Source organism: Paenibacillus sp. J22P143 (assembly GCF_059692035.1).
The window spans coordinates 325867-343461 of sequence record NZ_JCAUAQ010000003.1 but is presented as its reverse complement, the minus strand read 5'-3'; the positions used below and the strand labels follow the sequence as shown (position 1 = coordinate 343461).

Annotated in this window: 8 protein-coding genes; 6 read left to right on the top strand and 2 right to left on the bottom strand. The window is 45.4% G+C overall.

What is annotated here, in order from left to right; all coding sequences use genetic code 11:
* The first annotated feature begins 1 nt into the window (after position 1).
* The 4 genes from AC58PQ_RS08490 (at position 2) to AC58PQ_RS08475 (ending at position 14339) form a co-directional block, all read left to right on the top strand.
* Positions 2-898, top strand: a complete 897-nt coding sequence (locus AC58PQ_RS08490; protein ID WP_497241529.1) for a carbohydrate ABC transporter permease — start codon at positions 2-4, stop codon at positions 896-898.
* A gap of 39 nt (positions 899-937) precedes the next feature.
* Complete coding sequence (locus AC58PQ_RS08485; protein ID WP_497241528.1) at positions 938-2608, top strand: helix-turn-helix domain-containing protein; 1671 nt, start codon at positions 938-940, stop codon at positions 2606-2608.
* Positions 2609-2745: 137 nt separating this feature from the next.
* Positions 2746-8010 carry a DUF4073 domain-containing protein gene (locus AC58PQ_RS08480; protein ID WP_497241527.1) on the top strand — a complete coding sequence of 1755 codons (5265 nt, stop codon included), beginning with the start codon at positions 2746-2748 and terminating at the stop codon, positions 8008-8010.
* Between the two features lie 92 nt (positions 8011-8102).
* Positions 8103-14339, top strand: coding sequence for an endo-alpha-N-acetylgalactosaminidase family protein (locus AC58PQ_RS08475; protein ID WP_497241526.1), 6237 nt, complete (start codon positions 8103-8105; stop codon positions 14337-14339).
* On the opposite strand, the gene AC58PQ_RS08470 is transcribed toward AC58PQ_RS08475, so the two are convergent.
* Complete coding sequence (locus tag AC58PQ_RS08470; RefSeq protein WP_497241525.1) at positions 14336-14539, bottom strand: helix-turn-helix domain-containing protein; 204 nt, start codon at positions 14537-14539, stop codon at positions 14336-14338. The two genes, AC58PQ_RS08475 and AC58PQ_RS08470, sit on opposite strands and share 4 nt — an antisense overlap.
* A gap of 378 nt (positions 14540-14917) precedes the next feature.
* Between AC58PQ_RS08470 and AC58PQ_RS08465 the strand changes: the two genes are divergently transcribed.
* Together AC58PQ_RS08465 and AC58PQ_RS08460 are read left to right on the top strand one after the other, a co-directional pair.
* Complete coding sequence (locus tag AC58PQ_RS08465; protein ID WP_497241524.1) at positions 14918-15748, top strand: phytanoyl-CoA dioxygenase family protein; 831 nt, start codon at positions 14918-14920, stop codon at positions 15746-15748.
* Positions 15749-15761: 13 nt separating this feature from the next.
* The gene (locus AC58PQ_RS08460) at positions 15762-16559 is read left to right on the top strand and encodes a sugar phosphate isomerase/epimerase family protein (protein ID WP_497241523.1); all 798 of its coding nucleotides are present in this window, start codon (positions 15762-15764) and stop codon (positions 16557-16559) included.
* 27 nt (positions 16560-16586) lie between these two features.
* Here AC58PQ_RS08460 and AC58PQ_RS08455 read toward each other — a convergent pair whose 3' ends face one another.
* On the bottom strand, positions 16587-17465 hold the full coding sequence (locus AC58PQ_RS08455) for a helix-turn-helix domain-containing protein (RefSeq protein ID WP_497241522.1): 879 nt from the start codon (positions 17463-17465) through the stop codon (positions 16587-16589).
* Between the last annotated feature and the right edge of the window lie 130 nt (positions 17466-17595).

Genomic DNA, 17595 nt, shown 5'->3' with positions numbered 1-17595 from the left:
CATGGAACGAACACTAACGCTTGAACAGACGAGAAAGCAGCCGTTGCCAAGCCGTACGCGATCGATGAGCAAACAGCGTGTAGCTGCTAATATCGTGTACTATGTGCTTTTTACGCTCATGGCTATCTTGATTTTCGTACCCATTTTACTCGTTGTATTTGGTTCATTTAAAACGAATTTGGAGCTAGCTGAAACGTCGCCGTTTTCGCTGCCCAAGAGTTTTCTTCATATCGATAATTATGTGAGTGCTTTACAAGAAGGCAATATGATTCGCGGGCTTGGGAACTCGATTCTACTTGTGGTATTGAGTATGCTAGGAAATATGCTGCTTGGGACGATGACAGCGTTTGTGCTCAATCGGTTTCAATTTCGTATGAAAAAGTGGATTCTCCTCCTGTTTATGATGTCGATGATTATTCCAGCATATACGACAGAAATTGCTCGCTTTCAGCTCCTACATACACTCGGCGTTTATAATACGCTCGGGGCACCGCTGCTTATTTATATTGGCACTGATATTATGCAGATTTACATTTACATGCAATTTCTCGAAAAGATTTCGGTACAGCTTGACGAGAGCGCTATGCTGGATGGAGCATCTTATGTTCGAATCTTCCGTTCGATCATTTTCCCGCTGCTGCTGCCTGCAACGGCAACACTGGCAATTTTAAAAAGTGTGACGATCATGAATGATATTTTCGTTCAGCAGTTATATATGCCTAATAAGAAGTTGGCGACGTTGGCGACTTCATTGACTTCGTTCGTGAGTACGCGCAGTTCGGACTTGTCTATGCTCTGTGCAGGTATTATTATCGTTTTATTGCCGAGTGCCATCTTCTACATCGTTTTTCAGCGGTATATATTTAAAGGACTTATGGATGGAGCGGTGAAAGGATAAGTACAAAGGAATTAACTTCACGGATGGGGGATGAACAGGTTGTTTAAGCTGATGATTGTCGACGATGAACCGCTTGTTCGTCTAGCTCTTCAACATATGATTGACTGGGAGAGCATGGGCATCCAGGCGGTTGTTGAAGCTGGCGATGGCTTGGAAGCTCTGGCTATTCTGGAGCAGCACGGCGATATCGATCTTATGCTGCTTGATATTGAGATGCCGAGACTAAACGGAATTGAGCTGCTGCGAGCATATCCGGCAATTGTACAGAAGCGAAGACCTGTCGCCATCATGCTAAGTGCCTACAGCGAGTATAGCTATGTCAGAGAAGCTTTTTTGCTAGGCGCAATTGATTTCATTGTGAAGTCGGATATGGATGAGGAACATCTGGTTCCCGTTGTTTTGAAGGCAGTCAATGAACTTCGAACGCGGGAGACGCCAACGCCTGTTCTAGAGCGAACGAATGATGAGATCGATAGGAAAAGCGAAACCCTTCGGCAGCTCATTTCCATCAATCCACTGCAAGAAGAATCGGCCTATGAAGCTATAGGGGCTGGTATCTCGGAGTGGCTCGAAGAATCGAATCAGCTGGTTGCTGTGATTACCATTTCGCAAGGCTCATCTGAAGTTTCAAGAACGGGGAGAAGCTTAAAAGATGGTCAGACGCAGCGATTTATCATGCAGTCTGTGCAAACCGTTCTGGACGCTATGTCAATGAAGCATCTCTTATATGGGAAGAGCCAGTCCGAATATGTGCTATTCTGTTCGTTCGTAGAATTTCGCAGTGAAAGTATGATTCGAGAAAAAGTACAGGCTGCCTTCTCTATGATTCAAACCCGACTAAATCAGTATGTTAATGTGTCCAACACGATTGGCATTAGCGATCTAGCCAGCGGAATGAAACATTGGTACCGCTTGTATCAGCAAGCAGCCCATTTGGCTTCCATGAGTTATTTTGCCGGATTTAATAAGGTGTTCTATCCTGAAAGCTGTATGGAGCTGGGGAAATATGGTACTGATAGCGGAATTGAGCATGCCCGTAAGCTGCAGGTTACGCTGAAAACAACGGGTGCAGGTATCGCACAGCTGCTTGAACAAAGTAACGCCCAGTTATGGTCCAAAGAGTTTGAGCAGATGGAGCTGCTGTTAGGACAAACATGGGGCTGGAGACCGCAAGATGTCCACACTGCGTTTGAGGATTTACTCTGGGAGCTCGGAGGCCTGCTTTATCGAAAAGGAATACGTTGGGATGACCTCGACGAAGAACTCCAGCATCCTTTTGAATACATGAAAAGTTTAGAGACACTTGATAAAACGAAAACCTGGCTGCATCGAATGTGCAGTCAGCTATTTCAACACATTCACGGAAAGACAACGGAAGTTAACTATAGCAGTGTTGTCACACTAGCCAAGCAATTTCTTGATCTCCATTATACGGAGGACGTCAACCTCACGTTGATCAGCGAAATGGTTGGAGTAAGCGAAGGCTACTTAAGTAAGCAATTTACCAAAGAGCTCGGTTGTAATTTCATTCAATATTTAACGAATTTACGCATTGAGGAATCGAAACGGTTAATGAAAAAGAAGGGCAATAAAATTACCGATATTGCTGAAACGGTCGGGTATTTGAATGTGGAGCATTTCAGCAGAATGTTCAAGAAAACGACGGGATACAGCCCGAAGTTGTATCGAGAGAGTTTGATGAACGGGTAGCGGTAGTTGATGATGAAAGTGTATTTTCGCTGAAGATACGCTTGATTCGTTATGTCTTCAGTGATAAATGTCGCATCATGTCGAGTTTCGTCGAAATATGCAAGACCGCTTTTTGATAACCAGAAAGGGTGATTGTTTTGCGCAAGCTGCTGAAAATAACCTTTAAGAAGAAATCGATTGCAAGTCTCCTGATGGCCGCATGTATATCTACTGGATGGACTGGCATTTCTACTGTTTTTCCTATTGATACCGCACATGCTGCATCTACGGTTACTTACACAGGCTCTGCCCAGCCACCGTCGCATAACCTTGCTTTATGGTATCGACAACCGGCAACAGATTGGGAAACACAAGCGCTGCCGATTGGTAACGGTTTTATGGGAGGCATGGTGTTTGGCGGTGTCGACCAAGAGCATATCCAGTTTAACGAGAAGACACTCTGGACGGGAGGCCCAAGGTCTAAGGCTGGAGGGGGAAGAGATGGCAATAGAGATGGGGCTGCGGACCATTTAGCGGATGTGCGTCAGAAGCTGGCCAGTGGTGATGTAGCCGGGGCAAGTTCCATTGCGGAGCAATATTTGACAGGAACATTAGACGATTATCCGCAATTTGGGAATTATCAAAATTTCGGCGATATTTACTTCGATTTCGCACTTCCTGCTGCCGTGACCGTTACCGACTATCGGCGCGAGCTTGATCTGGAGGATGGTATTGCGCGAGTTACCTACAAGCAGAATGGTGTCACGTATACACGCGAATATTTCATGAGCAATCCAGACAACGTGATGGTTATGCGCTTAACTAGCAGTCAACCAAATCAAATGAATTTGGATTTCAGGGTCACAAGCCCGCAGACGACGCCTTCCATCGTGGCTAATGGCAATACGCTGACCTTGAGCGGTAAGCTGGCTGACAATAACATGGCGTATGAGTCACAGTTCCGTGTCCAAACCGATGAGGGAACGGTTACGGCTGGCAGCGGAAAGCTGACGGTAGCTGGTGCTAGCTCTGTAACCATTCTCATGTCGGCAGCAACGGATTATGCCAATCATTATCCGGACTACGTAGGAACGGATCCACATGTAACCGTGAATGACAGACTAGCAGCAGCTTCTGCCAAGAGTTATGAGACGTTGAGATCGCGTCATCTGTCTGATTATCAGAACCTTTTCAAACGCGTATCCCTGAATCTGAATGATCAGGTTGCCACAATACCGACAGATCAACTCCTGACTAGTTATAAAAGTACGCGCAACAGTGCATTAGAGACGCTCTTTTTCCAATTTGGCCGGTATATGCTCATTGCCTCTTCGCGTGAAGGTTCGCTTCCAGCAAATTTACAAGGGGTTTGGAATAACTCTAAGACGCCGCCATGGGGTGCCGATTACCATACCAATATTAATCTGGAAATGAATTATTGGCCCTCTGAAGTGACGAATTTGAGTGAGACAGCTATTGCGTATGTTGATTTTATTGATTCTTTGCGGGCACCTGGGCGAGTCACAGCTCAGAAACATCATGGTGTAACGGGCTCTGGATGGACGATACATACGATCACTAACATTTTTGGCTACACGGCGCCAGGTTGGGATATCAGTACTTGGGGGTGGCAGCCAGCGGCAGGCGCGTTCCTTGCTCAGCAGCTGTGGGAGAAATATTTGTTTACTGGCGATACGAATTATTTGCGAACGAAGCTGTATCCGATTATGAAAGAAACAGCTGAGTTTTGGACAAAAACGCTAGTAACGGATACGGATGGGACATTAGTATCTACGCCGGGTGTTTCGCCGGAACACGGAACATTAAGCATTGGGGATTCCTATGATCAAGAACTTGTATGGCAATTATTCACGAATTGCATTGAAGCAAGCCAAGTCCTTGGTTTGGATGAAAGTTTCCGCATCGAGCTTATCGATAAACGAAGCAGGCTCTCGATGCCGAAAATTGGGAAGTATGGGCAAGTACAGGAATGGAAAGAGGATATCGATGACCCGAGCGATCAGCATCGACATATCTCTCAACTGGTTGGCTTATATCCAGGTAATTTAATCAATAAGGTAACAACTCCCGACCTGTTCAATGCGGCGAGAGTAACCCTCACACAGCGCGGAGATGATTCAACGGGATGGAGTCGAGCCAATAAACTCAATCTATGGGCGCGCATGCTTGATGGCGATCACGCTGAGAAAATTCTCCAAGGGCAGTTGGATGTTAGCACGAATACGAACCTTTTCGATGAACATCCGCCTTTCCAGATTGACGGGAACTTCGGAGGAACATCCGGGATCGCAGAGATGCTTTTGCAAAGTCATACAGGAAGTATTGACTTATTACCAGCGCTTCCTTCGGCATGGCCCAAAGGTGACGTAAAGGGCTTAAAGGCAAGAGGCGATTTTGAAGTGGATATGAGCTGGAATGGGACTATTTTAACGAATGCGAAGATCACTTCTTTGCAAGGCAATATGGCTAAAGTCAAAGATAAGACGTTCACCCACGCTGGCCAATTCCAGGTGCTGAAGACGGTTGACGCTTCTCCTGTGAACTACACACTTAGTGGTGATACGATAACCTTTAATACTGAAGCGGGTCAAAGCTATACGATTATTTCCAGTGTTACACCACCGCCACTTCCACCTACTCAAGTGCAATCACCAGCACATACGGCTACAACCGTGGATTTGCAATGGGCCGCTCCTACCAGCGGTGGGACAGTTGCGGGATATGTTGTGGAAGTTTATCAAGGTTCGACGAAAACCCAAAGTATCAATGTGCCGGCGGCAAGCACAAGCCTTAAGGTGACTGGACTCACCGATAAACAGCTGTACCGCTTCGTTATTTGGTCCAAGGATGCCGAAGGAACCCTTTCAATGACCAGCAATGAAACGACTGCATTTACATTCATAGGAGATATCTATCAGCAGAATTTCGACGATGGCCTGGTAGGAGGTTGGAAGAAGACTTCCACGACAGGAAGCGCAACGTTTAGTGTGGAAAGCAATGCTTTGAAAGTGGTTGCCAATCCGGTAGCGATCATGGTAGATGATAATTCTCCCGTCTACAAAGATGCAGATTTGGCGATGAAGTTGAAGATTCAGACGGGGGCGTCGAGAGTGGGTATGCTCTTCCGCTATACAGATGTCAACAATTATGCCGGCGTGATTTATGATTCTGGTAAATGGTTATGGTATTACGTGAAGGATGGGACCGAGCACTATGGTGATCTAGCATCTATTACGCTCACGAATGGCCAAACCTATGACGTTAAAGCAAGTTACGTTGATTCGAGTATTATGCTGTGGATTGATGGTCAGTTGGTTGGTTCCACGTCAGTTGCAGATTTCCTAAATACGCCTGGGAAAATAGGGCTGAGAACGTGGTTTGATAGCAAAGTATTGTACATCGACGATGTGAATTATATAAATACGAGGCCGACTGCTGTAAATGCGGTAACTGGCGTTGTGTTAGATAAATCAACGATTACGCTCAAAGCGAATGAAACGGCAGAACTTAAAGCAACCGTCCAGCCTCTGAATGCGACGAATCCTACGCTCAACTGGGCAAGCAACAGTCCACTTATTGCGAAAGTTGAAGTTGTCGGAGGCAAGACGATCGTGACGGGTCTGAAGGCAGGCAATGCAGAAATTACGGCGACGACGGTAGACGGAGGTTTCCAAGCGAAAGCCCAGATTACCGTAACGGCAGGGAATCCAACCGTACTGCCGATAAAGGTGGATGATCGCGATCCGTCCATTGTATACACCGGATCGTGGAGCAATTATAACGATAGCGGAGATTTTAACGGTACGGAAAAGTACAGCGGTACGGCTGGTGCATCGGCCCAGTTTACCTTTACGGGTACCTCGATTGATCTAATCAGTATGAAGCAAACGAATCTGGGGAAAATCGATGTGTATCTGGACGGTGTATTGGCACAGGCGGATATCGATTGCTATGCAACATCCACGATTAAACAAGTTGTCCTGTTTAGTCGAAACGGATTAGTAAGCGGAACCCATACGATAAAGGTTGTCGTGAAAGGAACGAAAAATGCCGCCTCCAGCAATACATATGGAGAAATTGATGCCTTTGCGTACACGCCGGCAATTGCGGCACCGAACGTAACGGCTGACGACACGATCAATGTAATCGTTGGCGCGGACGCGAACATGGAATATTCGGTGGATGGCGGGTTGAACTATACAACCTATAGTGCGGCACCAATTCCCGTATTCAAAGGTGATAGAACAGTTCTTGTACGCCTAGCTGCAAAGGATGGCAACGCAGCAAGTCTGACCAAAACGCTAATGTTTACTGCAAATCCACTCCAATCGATTGCATTAACCAATATTCCTGCAGAGATGAAAGTCGGAGAAACGGTTAGTTCTGTCGTCTATGCGTCATACGGTGAGAACGATATCTCACTTGTTACCGAGGGCGTAACGTATGAGAGCAGTCATCCAGAGGTTGCTTCCATCGACAGCACTGGCATCATCAGGGCTTTAAGCCCAGGGCAGGCAACCTTTACTGCGGCATGGGGAGGAAAGCAGGCTACACAAGATGTGATTGTAACGGCTGTAGTTCCAAGCGAACCGACAGCGTCCTTAACTGGACCCGAATTCATCGCTTCTGGTGCTAACTTTAACGTTCAATACGCGTTGAATCATGTGCAGAATGTGTATGCACAGGAACTAACCATAACGTATGACCACGATCAGCTGGCCTTCCTGTCGGCAGCGTCTGTCCAACCTGGTCTGGTGATTATAGATAAATCTGAACAACCGGGTAGGATCCGACTCATTGTAGCAAGTACGGAAGCAGATGCTGCCAACGCCAACGGTGGTTTGCTATCTCTGAATTGGAAAGTCAAATCGAGTGCAATCCCGAAAGTCACTTCCATCTTGTTGAGTAATGTGAAGATTGCGAATGGCAATGGTGCGGAAACACAACTATCCGGTGACTCTTTAAGCGTTCAAATTACAGTTGCAGATAAAGCGGCATTACTTGCTTTAATCACGGATGCTCAAGAGAAGTATGATACAGCGGTAGAAGGATCATTGGCTGGGCAATATCCAACAGGAGCGAAAGCAGCGCTTCATATCGCGATCGAAAATGCTAATGCTGTAGCGAATAATTCTGACGCAACACAAGAACAAGTGCAGCAAGCTATATCTGACTTGAATGCTGCCCTACAGATCTTCATGGATTCCATTCACATTTCTGTTCCTGGAGACTTGAATGTAGACGGTAAATTCTCCATTGGTGACTTAGCGATTGTGGCATCGGCCTATGGAAAAACATCTGCAGATTCAGAGTGGAATCAATACAAGATGGCTGATATTGATCATGACAACGATGTTGACATCGATGACCTTGCAGCGGTGGCAAGTAAGATTTTGGAATAGCGATCAGATTGAACAATGACCCGAAAGAAACGCTAATTACGCAATGCTTTCGGGTCTTTTTAAAGAAAAAGCAGATAATAGGAGGCTATCAAGTGAGCGTATTTCAACGTAAATTAAGCGTAATTCTTTCTACTACACTCTTAGCTACAAGTGTACTACCGTTACCAGGTGCTTTACAGATATTTGGTAATTCTACAGCATTGGCAGCGAGTGGTCAGAATGTGACCTACACGAACGATTTCGAAAGTGGGACAGAAGTAAACCTCTCTGATAAAGGGTCTGTAACGTCCGACACAGCGGTAAGCGCAAGGGCTACCTACTCGGAAATGAATGGACAATTTTTGGCTGCTAAAAATCCGAATGGTGGCAATGAAATCTTTTATTTTAACGATATGCCTGATGTGGCGAATGGGACGTTTGAAGCCAAGCTGAATATTGACGGGGGGGCTTCTGAGCAGTTCGGATTCATAGCAAGGTATAAGGATCCAACGCATTATGCGATGGTTTCCCGTGACGGGAATGGTTGGTTATGGGATGGGTTTAATGGGGGAGGTGAAGTTTGGGGGTCCTATCTGAATAAGACTATCAAACTGGATCCTGGCAAAACGTATACCTTCAAAATGACATTCAGCGGAGATACGTACGAAGTCTTTCTCGACGGAGCGCTTATTTACACGTCAACCTCAGGGGGCAAGTTGCCCACAGCAGGTGGTAAGGTTGGCTTTCGGTCTTACTACGCCGCCAAGACATTAAATATCGATGATGTGAAAGTAACGGATAGTGATAAGGGGAATGCGGTCGTTTATACAAGGAATTTTACAGATGACGCAACGCCGGGCTTACAAATGGGGGCTTTAAGTGCTGTTGTTCCTACGTATTCGCTTAAGACGCCTTTACCAGGTTTCACTGGAAAGGTTGCTCAAATCACCACGACAAATGGTGCAAGCCAAGTGGTCGACAGCAAATCGCCATTAGCCATTAATGGAGCTTATAGTACTAAGTTGCAGCTAAATGGCAATTACAGCTCTGCCGGACTGTTGTTCCGATATGTCGATGAGCGTAACTGGAGCTCCATTAGAACCGATAGCGCTGGTAATTGGACGTTGACAGGTAAAAAAGAGGGGGCAGATGTTTCGTATAACTTAACGAGTACGCCTCAACCCCTAAGTTCAGGTGCGGTACATAATGTGAGTGTTGGGTATGAAGGGGATGCCTATACCCTTACAGTGGATGGTACTGAGATCTATTCAGGTACTCAAGTAGGCATGTCCGTTATGAATGGCAGCCAGGGTTACACCGCTAGCTCGACGGGAACATTAACAACCTACATGGATGATATGCAAGTTACGTATAAGGAAGGTGACGTCTATACACCGCCGAAACCAACTACGTACATTCGAAATTATAACGATGGCCTAACAGGCACTTGGAATAAAATAGATGGCACGGCCTACTCACCGCCGCCAACTATCGCGAATAATCTGTTGAACATTAGCAATCTGTTCGGAGAAATCTATGATAATGATTCATTGCCGATTCAAGATGGTACTTACACCATTAAGTTCAGAACGAATATCGATACGGGGCGTATCGGATTTATTTTCAGATACATCTCACCTTCACAGCCTTACGCGATGATTTACTATAATACGAACGGAAATTGGGGCTGGCAAACCGATGCCTCTCATTACGGCGATCTGACGACAAGTGGACCTAATATTACGGCCAATACTGATTACACACTTAAGATCAAATATATCGGAAAGAGCATTAAAGTCTGGTTGAATGATGCTTTGGTTGTCAGTGGAAGTGCAGATTTCCCGGTTGCCGAAGGTAAAGTAGGCTTACGAAGCTGGTTTACATCGAAAAATATGACGATCAGCCAAATCTCACAAGAAGCGTATATTCCGCCAACACCGCCACAACCGACAACGTTACAGCCGATTACGATTTCATCAAATCAATTAAGTGTGAGCATGGATAACCGTTTCCCAACCGTACGCAGTTATACGTGGCTTGGCAGCGAGGCTCCGAATGCAACCCTGCAAGGTCAAAGCAACTTTCTATACAATGTGAAAATAAACGGCAATGACGGCTTCGCAACTGTTCGAAGTGCAACGAAAACGGCAGAAGATACGATCGTTTATCAACTAGATGTTCCCGTAGTAGATGATAACTCAGAAGCGGCAGCAGGTACTGTGAAGATGACTGTCACCTATAAAGTCACGGGCAATATCGTGAACATGGCTACGCATATCAATAATGAACCTTCAGGGTATAAGGTGCGAACCGTGGAATTCCCTAACCATAAGCTTGTGACAGTGTCGAGCAGCAATCCCGATGCGCAAGGGGCTTCCTCTTGGGTAACTGGTGACTGGAACAAGATGAGTGATGAATTTTATACCAATGACGCCACTTACGGAACGAAATTAAAAGATCAAGCTTTGGATAGTAAGCTAAGATCGTACGGTTTTGTTAGTGATGGCAAGTTAGCGGTATCAATTATGAATGATGTGGTGGAGACACCAAGCAAAATTGTGATGAATATTGAGGCAGATTCAGACGGCGTCAATAAGCAACTTTCGATGTGGAACGGTGTGTGGACGGCAAGAGGCGATATCATCGATGACAGTAAATTCCCGCCTAAATTCGATTTCTCTTCGAAAATTATTATTGCTCCTGACCGGAACGATGATCACACAGCGGATTGGAAAGATGCAGCGATCGATTTCCGCAGTATATGGTCTGAGAATCTCCATCCGGGCGCAAGTGAAATCAATAATTATGTCTCATATATCGCGATGAACTTCAACAGCTTGGCGCAAAATCCATTCTTACGCACATTGGATAATGCGAAGAAGCTTTACAATTTGTACGATGGCTTCGGACAGCTCATTCTGGAAAAAGGATATCAGGCAGAGGGGCACGACGACAGTCATCCAGACCTTGCAGGCCATTTCGGCATTCGTGAAGGTGGGCTGAAAGATTTTAACACGCTTGTCGACGAAGGGTTAAAGTACAATGTGAAAGTCGGCGTTCATACGAACATTGATGGTCAAGATCCCGATGCTTATTATGCCAAACCGGAAAATTGGGGCAGCACAAGTTCGAACTATGACTGGGTTGACCCTACGTATCCGTCGAATCATGCCAAAGATTTAGCAGGCGGAGATTTGGAAAAAAGGTATACCCAGCTTAAACAAGAAGTGCCGAATCTTGCCATGATTTATGATGATGTATATAGCGGAGCTGGTTGGCACGCAAATCAATTTTCTAATATTATTCAGAACAAACTTGGCTTCTGGTTTGCCACAGAGTTCTCTGGACCGTTGGAGGAAAATGTGATTTGGACCCACTGGGGAACCGATCCATATTATCCAAGTAAAACACCGGGTAGTCAGATTATCCGTTTTATTAAAAACCAGTATCAAGACACGTTCCAGGCACCAAGCCCGTATACCAGCGTTTTATTGAGAGGCATGCTGCAGGCAGGAGTTGGTACGTGGCAAGGCAGAACGGATATTCAGAACGGGATTGATTTATTTTATAATAACAATTTGTTAACGAAATATATGCAGCACTTCCCTATTCTTAATACGACGCATGATGCTTCTGGTATGGATAAAACGGTCGTTTTTGGGGATGGAGTCGTTGCCTCCTTAGATGAATACCACGCCGATGGAGCAGATTCAAACTACATCATTGGCACGGCTTCGCTCAAGAAGGACGGTAAAACGATTGCGAAATACGATGTGTTGAATCATAAAAACTGGGGAGATACCGGCGTAGGTCAATTAGATGTGATTAATCAGAAAAGTCAGCTATTCCTGCCATGGGATCCGCAAAATGAATCCAAGATCTACTACTGGAATCCAAAAGGTGGTTCGACAACGTGGGAATTGCCTAACAGCTGGGGCGGCTTGTCTTCCATTGAAATGTATAAGCTTACGGACACAGGGCGTGTCTGGGAGCGTACGCTGCCAGTTGCGGGTGGTTCAGTCACGATCAACAACACAACCATCGGTGTTCCGTATGTGATCTACAAATCCAAAGCGGATGAACAAGGTGCAGATACGCAGCAAGCTGGCGATTTCGGCTTCGGCGGACCTGTGAAGGATCCAGGTTTCGATAGCGGAGCTTTTGCAGCCTGGGAGAAAACCTCTACAACGAATGCGACAGCTGGGCATGTAACTGTCGAGCATGATTCGTTGAAGAACAACTTCCTGAAAGTGTCAGGGAAAGACGATGCTACAATTACACAGAACGTCTTTGGACTTGAAGCGGGGAAAACGTACACGGCCTCAGTTTGGGTAGATATTAATAATGCGTCTACATCGAACGGTAACGAAAACAAGTCGCGCAGCACCTCGGACAGAACAATTACGATTGGCGTGAAAAACTACGGCGGCCCGGAAGTAACGAACTTTATCACTTCATCGAAAATTAAGAACATAGAAGAGCCTAGTAAATTCAAAAATACGTACTATCAACGGATGAAGGTCGATTTTACGGCGGATGCCACGGGAAAAGCAACGATTTACTTGAAAGCTGATGCAACGAGCGTTGCGAATTCCAATGTGTGGTGGGATGATGTGAAGCTTTGGGAAAATCCAAGCAAAACCGTTTATGGCTCTCATTACTTCTATGAGGACTTCGAAAATGTCTCAGAAGGTTATGGTCCATTTATGTTCCAAGCCGCTTCGAGCGGAGGTCAGACGCATTTGGCGGAAAAGGTGAGTGATGAACTGAAAGCTGCCGATCCTTATATTACGCAGCCAATGACTTACGTGATTAACGGGAATTTCTCTTTGAAGACGAACGAGCAAGATTTCATTTCAAATGCAAGTACGCCGCTTGTTGCTGAGCTTTTGGCAACCGTGCCATCAACGCTCAAGCTATTGCCGAATACACATTATAAAATCAGCATGAGTTATGAGGCGAATAAAGCCGGGTTGTATCAGCTCTCTGCCAAATCAAGATCGAATGGTCAGACCTATAGCGTGCCATTGTCTTCTGCAACAGGTACAGGCAAATCTCTAATTCCTGGTTTTACGCTGCCTATTATTAAATCTACAGGTACAGCGAATGCGGTATTAGATTTTGAAACGGGCAGTAAGGACGATTATTATATTGCGATCGAGTCGGTTAAACAAACAGCACAGCCGTCATTATCAGCTATTGATGTCGTCTTGATCGTCGATGATTTGGTTGTCGATGATTTAACCCATCCGCAAGCGTTGACAGCCGCAGAGGTTGCTTCTGGAATTACCAGCATCGCAGCTCCTGCACAGGATGCCAGCAGCTTGACACTGCCCGATGTGCCAGCTGGCTATAGCCTTGCAATTAAAAGTACGGATCAACCTACCGTTATTCAAATGGATGGAACCATTGTACCTTCCAGTGTGGAGGTCACGGTGAATCTCGTTTTGGAAGTGACGCGGACGTCTGATGGTACCAAAGCACTGACTGTTAGCTTGCCCGTTGTCGTACCAGCCCAGTCGCAACAACCCAATAAGGTTCTACTTGATGGTGTGAACACTGTCATGACTGGAGGCACGTTTGATTTGACCTACGGATTGGCCAATACAGAGGAGAACATCTTAGCTCAGGATTTGACGTTCACCTACGATCCAGCAAAAGTAGAATTTGTTGGTGTGCAATCTGTCAGTAATGGTTGGACCATTGTGGATAAGAAGCTGTCTGAAGGTCAAGTCCGAATTCTCGTAGTCAAAATTGGAGGTCATTCAGAAGCTGTTGCTAACGACGATCTGTTGCAGCTGCATTGGAAATCCAAATCTCTTAGCGAATCGTCTAGTACGACGATCACGATTTCAAAGCTGTTGATCGCCAATGCCATTGGAGAGGAAACAAGTCTCGCAATCACTTCACATGGTATAGCTATTGCTTATGTGGATAAAGCGTCCTTGCAAGCCCTCATTTCGGAGGCTCAGCAATTGTATGATGCAGCAGTGGAAGGTACACTAGTCGGCCAATATCCAGTTGGCTCCAAAGCGGATCTGCTTGCGGCTATTAGCACGGCGATTGCAGTGATTAGTGATGCGTCTGCAAGCCAAGATGATGTTGCACAAGCTGCGAGTGCATTGAGTGCTGTACTTGAAACATTCAGAGCTTCCGTGATTACGGGAACACCAGGAGATCTCAATCACGATACGAAAGTCAGTATCGGTGACTTGGCTATTGTTGCGAAGCACTATGGTGCTACTTCGGCGGATGCGGACTGGAATTCCATTAAACTTGCTGACGTTAATCAGGACGGCGTGATCGATATTGCGGATCTTGCTTGGATTGCAAACAAGATTTTGAACTAGATCTTCTCAGTACCCAATAATTTCAGCTTACGGTACGTGCTAGGGGATTGATTGAAAGCTTTCTTAAATAGCTTGGAAAAGTGAAACTCATCATAAAAATGCAGCTTAGCTGCAATTTCTTTCAACGATAAGCTAGTGGTTTCGAGAGCAACTCTCGCAGCCGCTAGCTTTAGTTTTATTAGATAATCGGTTGGAGACAAACCTAATCATCCGTTCGCACAATTGCATGGCTTCTGCCATTTTACCGGTAGAGATAACTTCCCTTACTGGAAGCTGTAGATAACGGGTCATGTTCAGTTGGCTAAAATCTAGAGAATAAAACTTCCAATCGTTATTCAGACATTTGTACATGGTAGGAATGCCGTCTTCCACAAAGAAAAAGGTGTTTTTCTCGAGCTCATACGTATGATTATCCAATGTAATGCTACCTTTCAGGTCATGGTGTTCTCCTTCGCTTCTTTCTTAGGTGTTGTACGATTATACATGAAATGATAACGCTAATCCATGGTTGAAATCATTTGTGCACCCTATACTTAGACTATAAGCAAGTAAGAAAAAACTTAGGAGTGTGGATGACGATGACGATGATGTTGAAAGTAGGCAATCGCGAATTAGAGATGCATGGACAGCATTTAGAGGAACTAAGAAGCTCCAATGATATTTTTCATGATATCACAGCGTTGCGTGAGCGAATGGAGGAGGATGGGTACTTACTCATTCGCGGATTTCATAATCGGGACAAGGTCTTGGAGGCTCGTACGAGTATTTTGGAAAAAATGGCTCAGATGGGCAAGCTAAATCGCGACACTCAGCTTGAGGATGGTGTGATGGCTGATGGTAGCAAAACCATTTTCTTTGGGGGAACGAATGAAGATTTGCCTGCACTCTTGAATGTCTTGAATGGCGACCATATTATGCGCTTCTTTGATGAATTCCTTGGGGACAAATCGTTAACCTATCATTACAAATGGTTGCGAGCCGTTGGGAAAGGTGATTTCACAGGGGCACATTATGATATCGTATACATGGGAAGAGGAACCCAAAATGTCTATACGGTGTGGTCCCCGCTAGGAGATGTATCTTATGAGATGGGTGGTCTAGCGATCTGCCTCGGCTCACACCGCTTCGAGAAATTGAAGGCGTCCTATGGCTCCAAGGATTCTGATCGTGATGGGGTTAATCACTATACGGATGATCCGCTGTTCATTACGGAGAAATTTGGGGGTAAATGGGCAACAACGGAATTTCAGGCAGGGGATGTACTCATCTTTGGTATGTTCTTGATGCATTGTTCGCTTGAAAATACGACGAATCAGTACCGAATTAGTGTAGATGCCAGATATCAGTCGATGAACGAGAAAGTAGACGAAAGATGGAGCGGCAAAAAGCCGAAGGGCCATTCTAAATAAGGGGAATGCAGCAATGGATATCCGATTAATCAAATCGTTGTGGGGGATGGAATCTTCTACCTATCAAGAAGCTTTAGCAGCAATCGCCGCTGCCGGATACGATGGTGTGGAAGGACCCGTTCCATCGGTGGAGCATCGTGAGGAATTCATGGCGCTCTTGCAAGCGCACAAGCTCTCGTATATTGCACTCATTTCAACATCAGGTGAACATGAAGAAGCCTTTACAGCTGGCGTGAAAGCTGCGGCGCTACTTCAGCCAGAGTTAATTATCTCACACAGTGCGCGGGATTGCATGGATGCCCAAAGGCAATTGAAATTCTTTGAACATGCTGTTGCTGTTGAAAATGAATACGGTATTCCTGTCGGACATGAGACGCATCGGCATCGTGCGATGTTTACGCCGTGGACGACCGCGAAGTTGTTGACAGCAATCCCAGATTTGAAACTCACAGCAGACTTTAGTCATTGGTGCTGTGTGTGTGAATCATTACTTGAAGATCAGACCGAGCATATTCAGCTGGCTATGGAGCGAACGATTCACATTCATGCCCGTGTCGGCTTTGCCCAAGGTCCTCAAGTCCCACATCCCGGGGCACCTGAATATAGCAATGAATTGCGTGCACATGAATCGTGGTGGAAGCAAATTTTAACAGCACGCGCAAGGAAAGGATTCACTTCTACGACGATTACACCGGAGTTCGGTCCGCCGGGCTATATGCCGACAATCCCCTTTACGAATGAACCAGTGAGTGATTTATGGGAGACGTGTCTATGGATGGCTAATCGGTTGCGTGAAACACATAGGGAATGAGTTTTATTTAAAAGAAGGAATGGCTGCTCAAAAGGCAGACCATTCTTTTTTTTCGTTTTTTCGATAAGTACCAGGGCTAATCCCCGATATGGATTTAAATGTTTTGGAGAAGTGATGAACATCCGTAAAGCCGCAGTATTCGCTCACTTTCTGAATAGAGACCCCTTCGTTTAATAGTTCTCGCGCATGTTCGATGCGTAAATGCAACAAATATTGGTACGGTGTCGTGCCGAAATGCTGTTTGAAGAGGACGTTAAATCTCGATTGCGAAAGCCCTGCTCTCCTTGCCATATCGACGACGTTGATCGGTTCGGAAATGTGAAACGCAAAGTAAGACGTGATCCAATTCAAAAAGGGCTGGTGAGATAACGATCCTGGTTGGGGTTTCATGTAGTTTTTGAAAACGGTAGTCAGCCATTCGTGAGCAAGTTGATTAGCTTCCATGACGCCTATATAGGTTTGTAACTGCCAGCATTCGATCATCTTCAGTACCAGATCTCTCATTTTATTCGATTGTGCCGTCTCCAGCTTAAATGGGATTCGTAAATCCTCGCAATCATGCATCCTAGGCTGCATAAATGAGGCGTATGGCGTCATATCCAATTGCCCAGGCAGGGTGACAAAGCTGTTTTCCCTCAAAGGATTGTAGAAAAGATCGAGGTGAATATACGGATTAATGGTAGAAGTAATCCCTTTAATCGTATGCACATCACCAGGCTGAAATAGGCAAAGGTCACCTTCCTTCAACCTATGTATATCACCGCCCAGCTGAATTTCGAACTGACCTTCTTGCACATAAAACAGGATGTAATCCAATAAGTTGCGTTCACCTAAAACAAACGGAGGTCGGATTGCATAACCAGCGATGCGAATAAAAGGAGCTATGGCATAATTTTCTAAAATCACTACGATTACTCCTCTCTTGGGGAACGATTGTAGTTGTTTTTTACATAAAAAAAGCGTTTAATCCACAAAGAAATTAGCCTGCAATTTCATTATGATAAGGGGAGCAGGTTACTTTAGTATACCATGATAC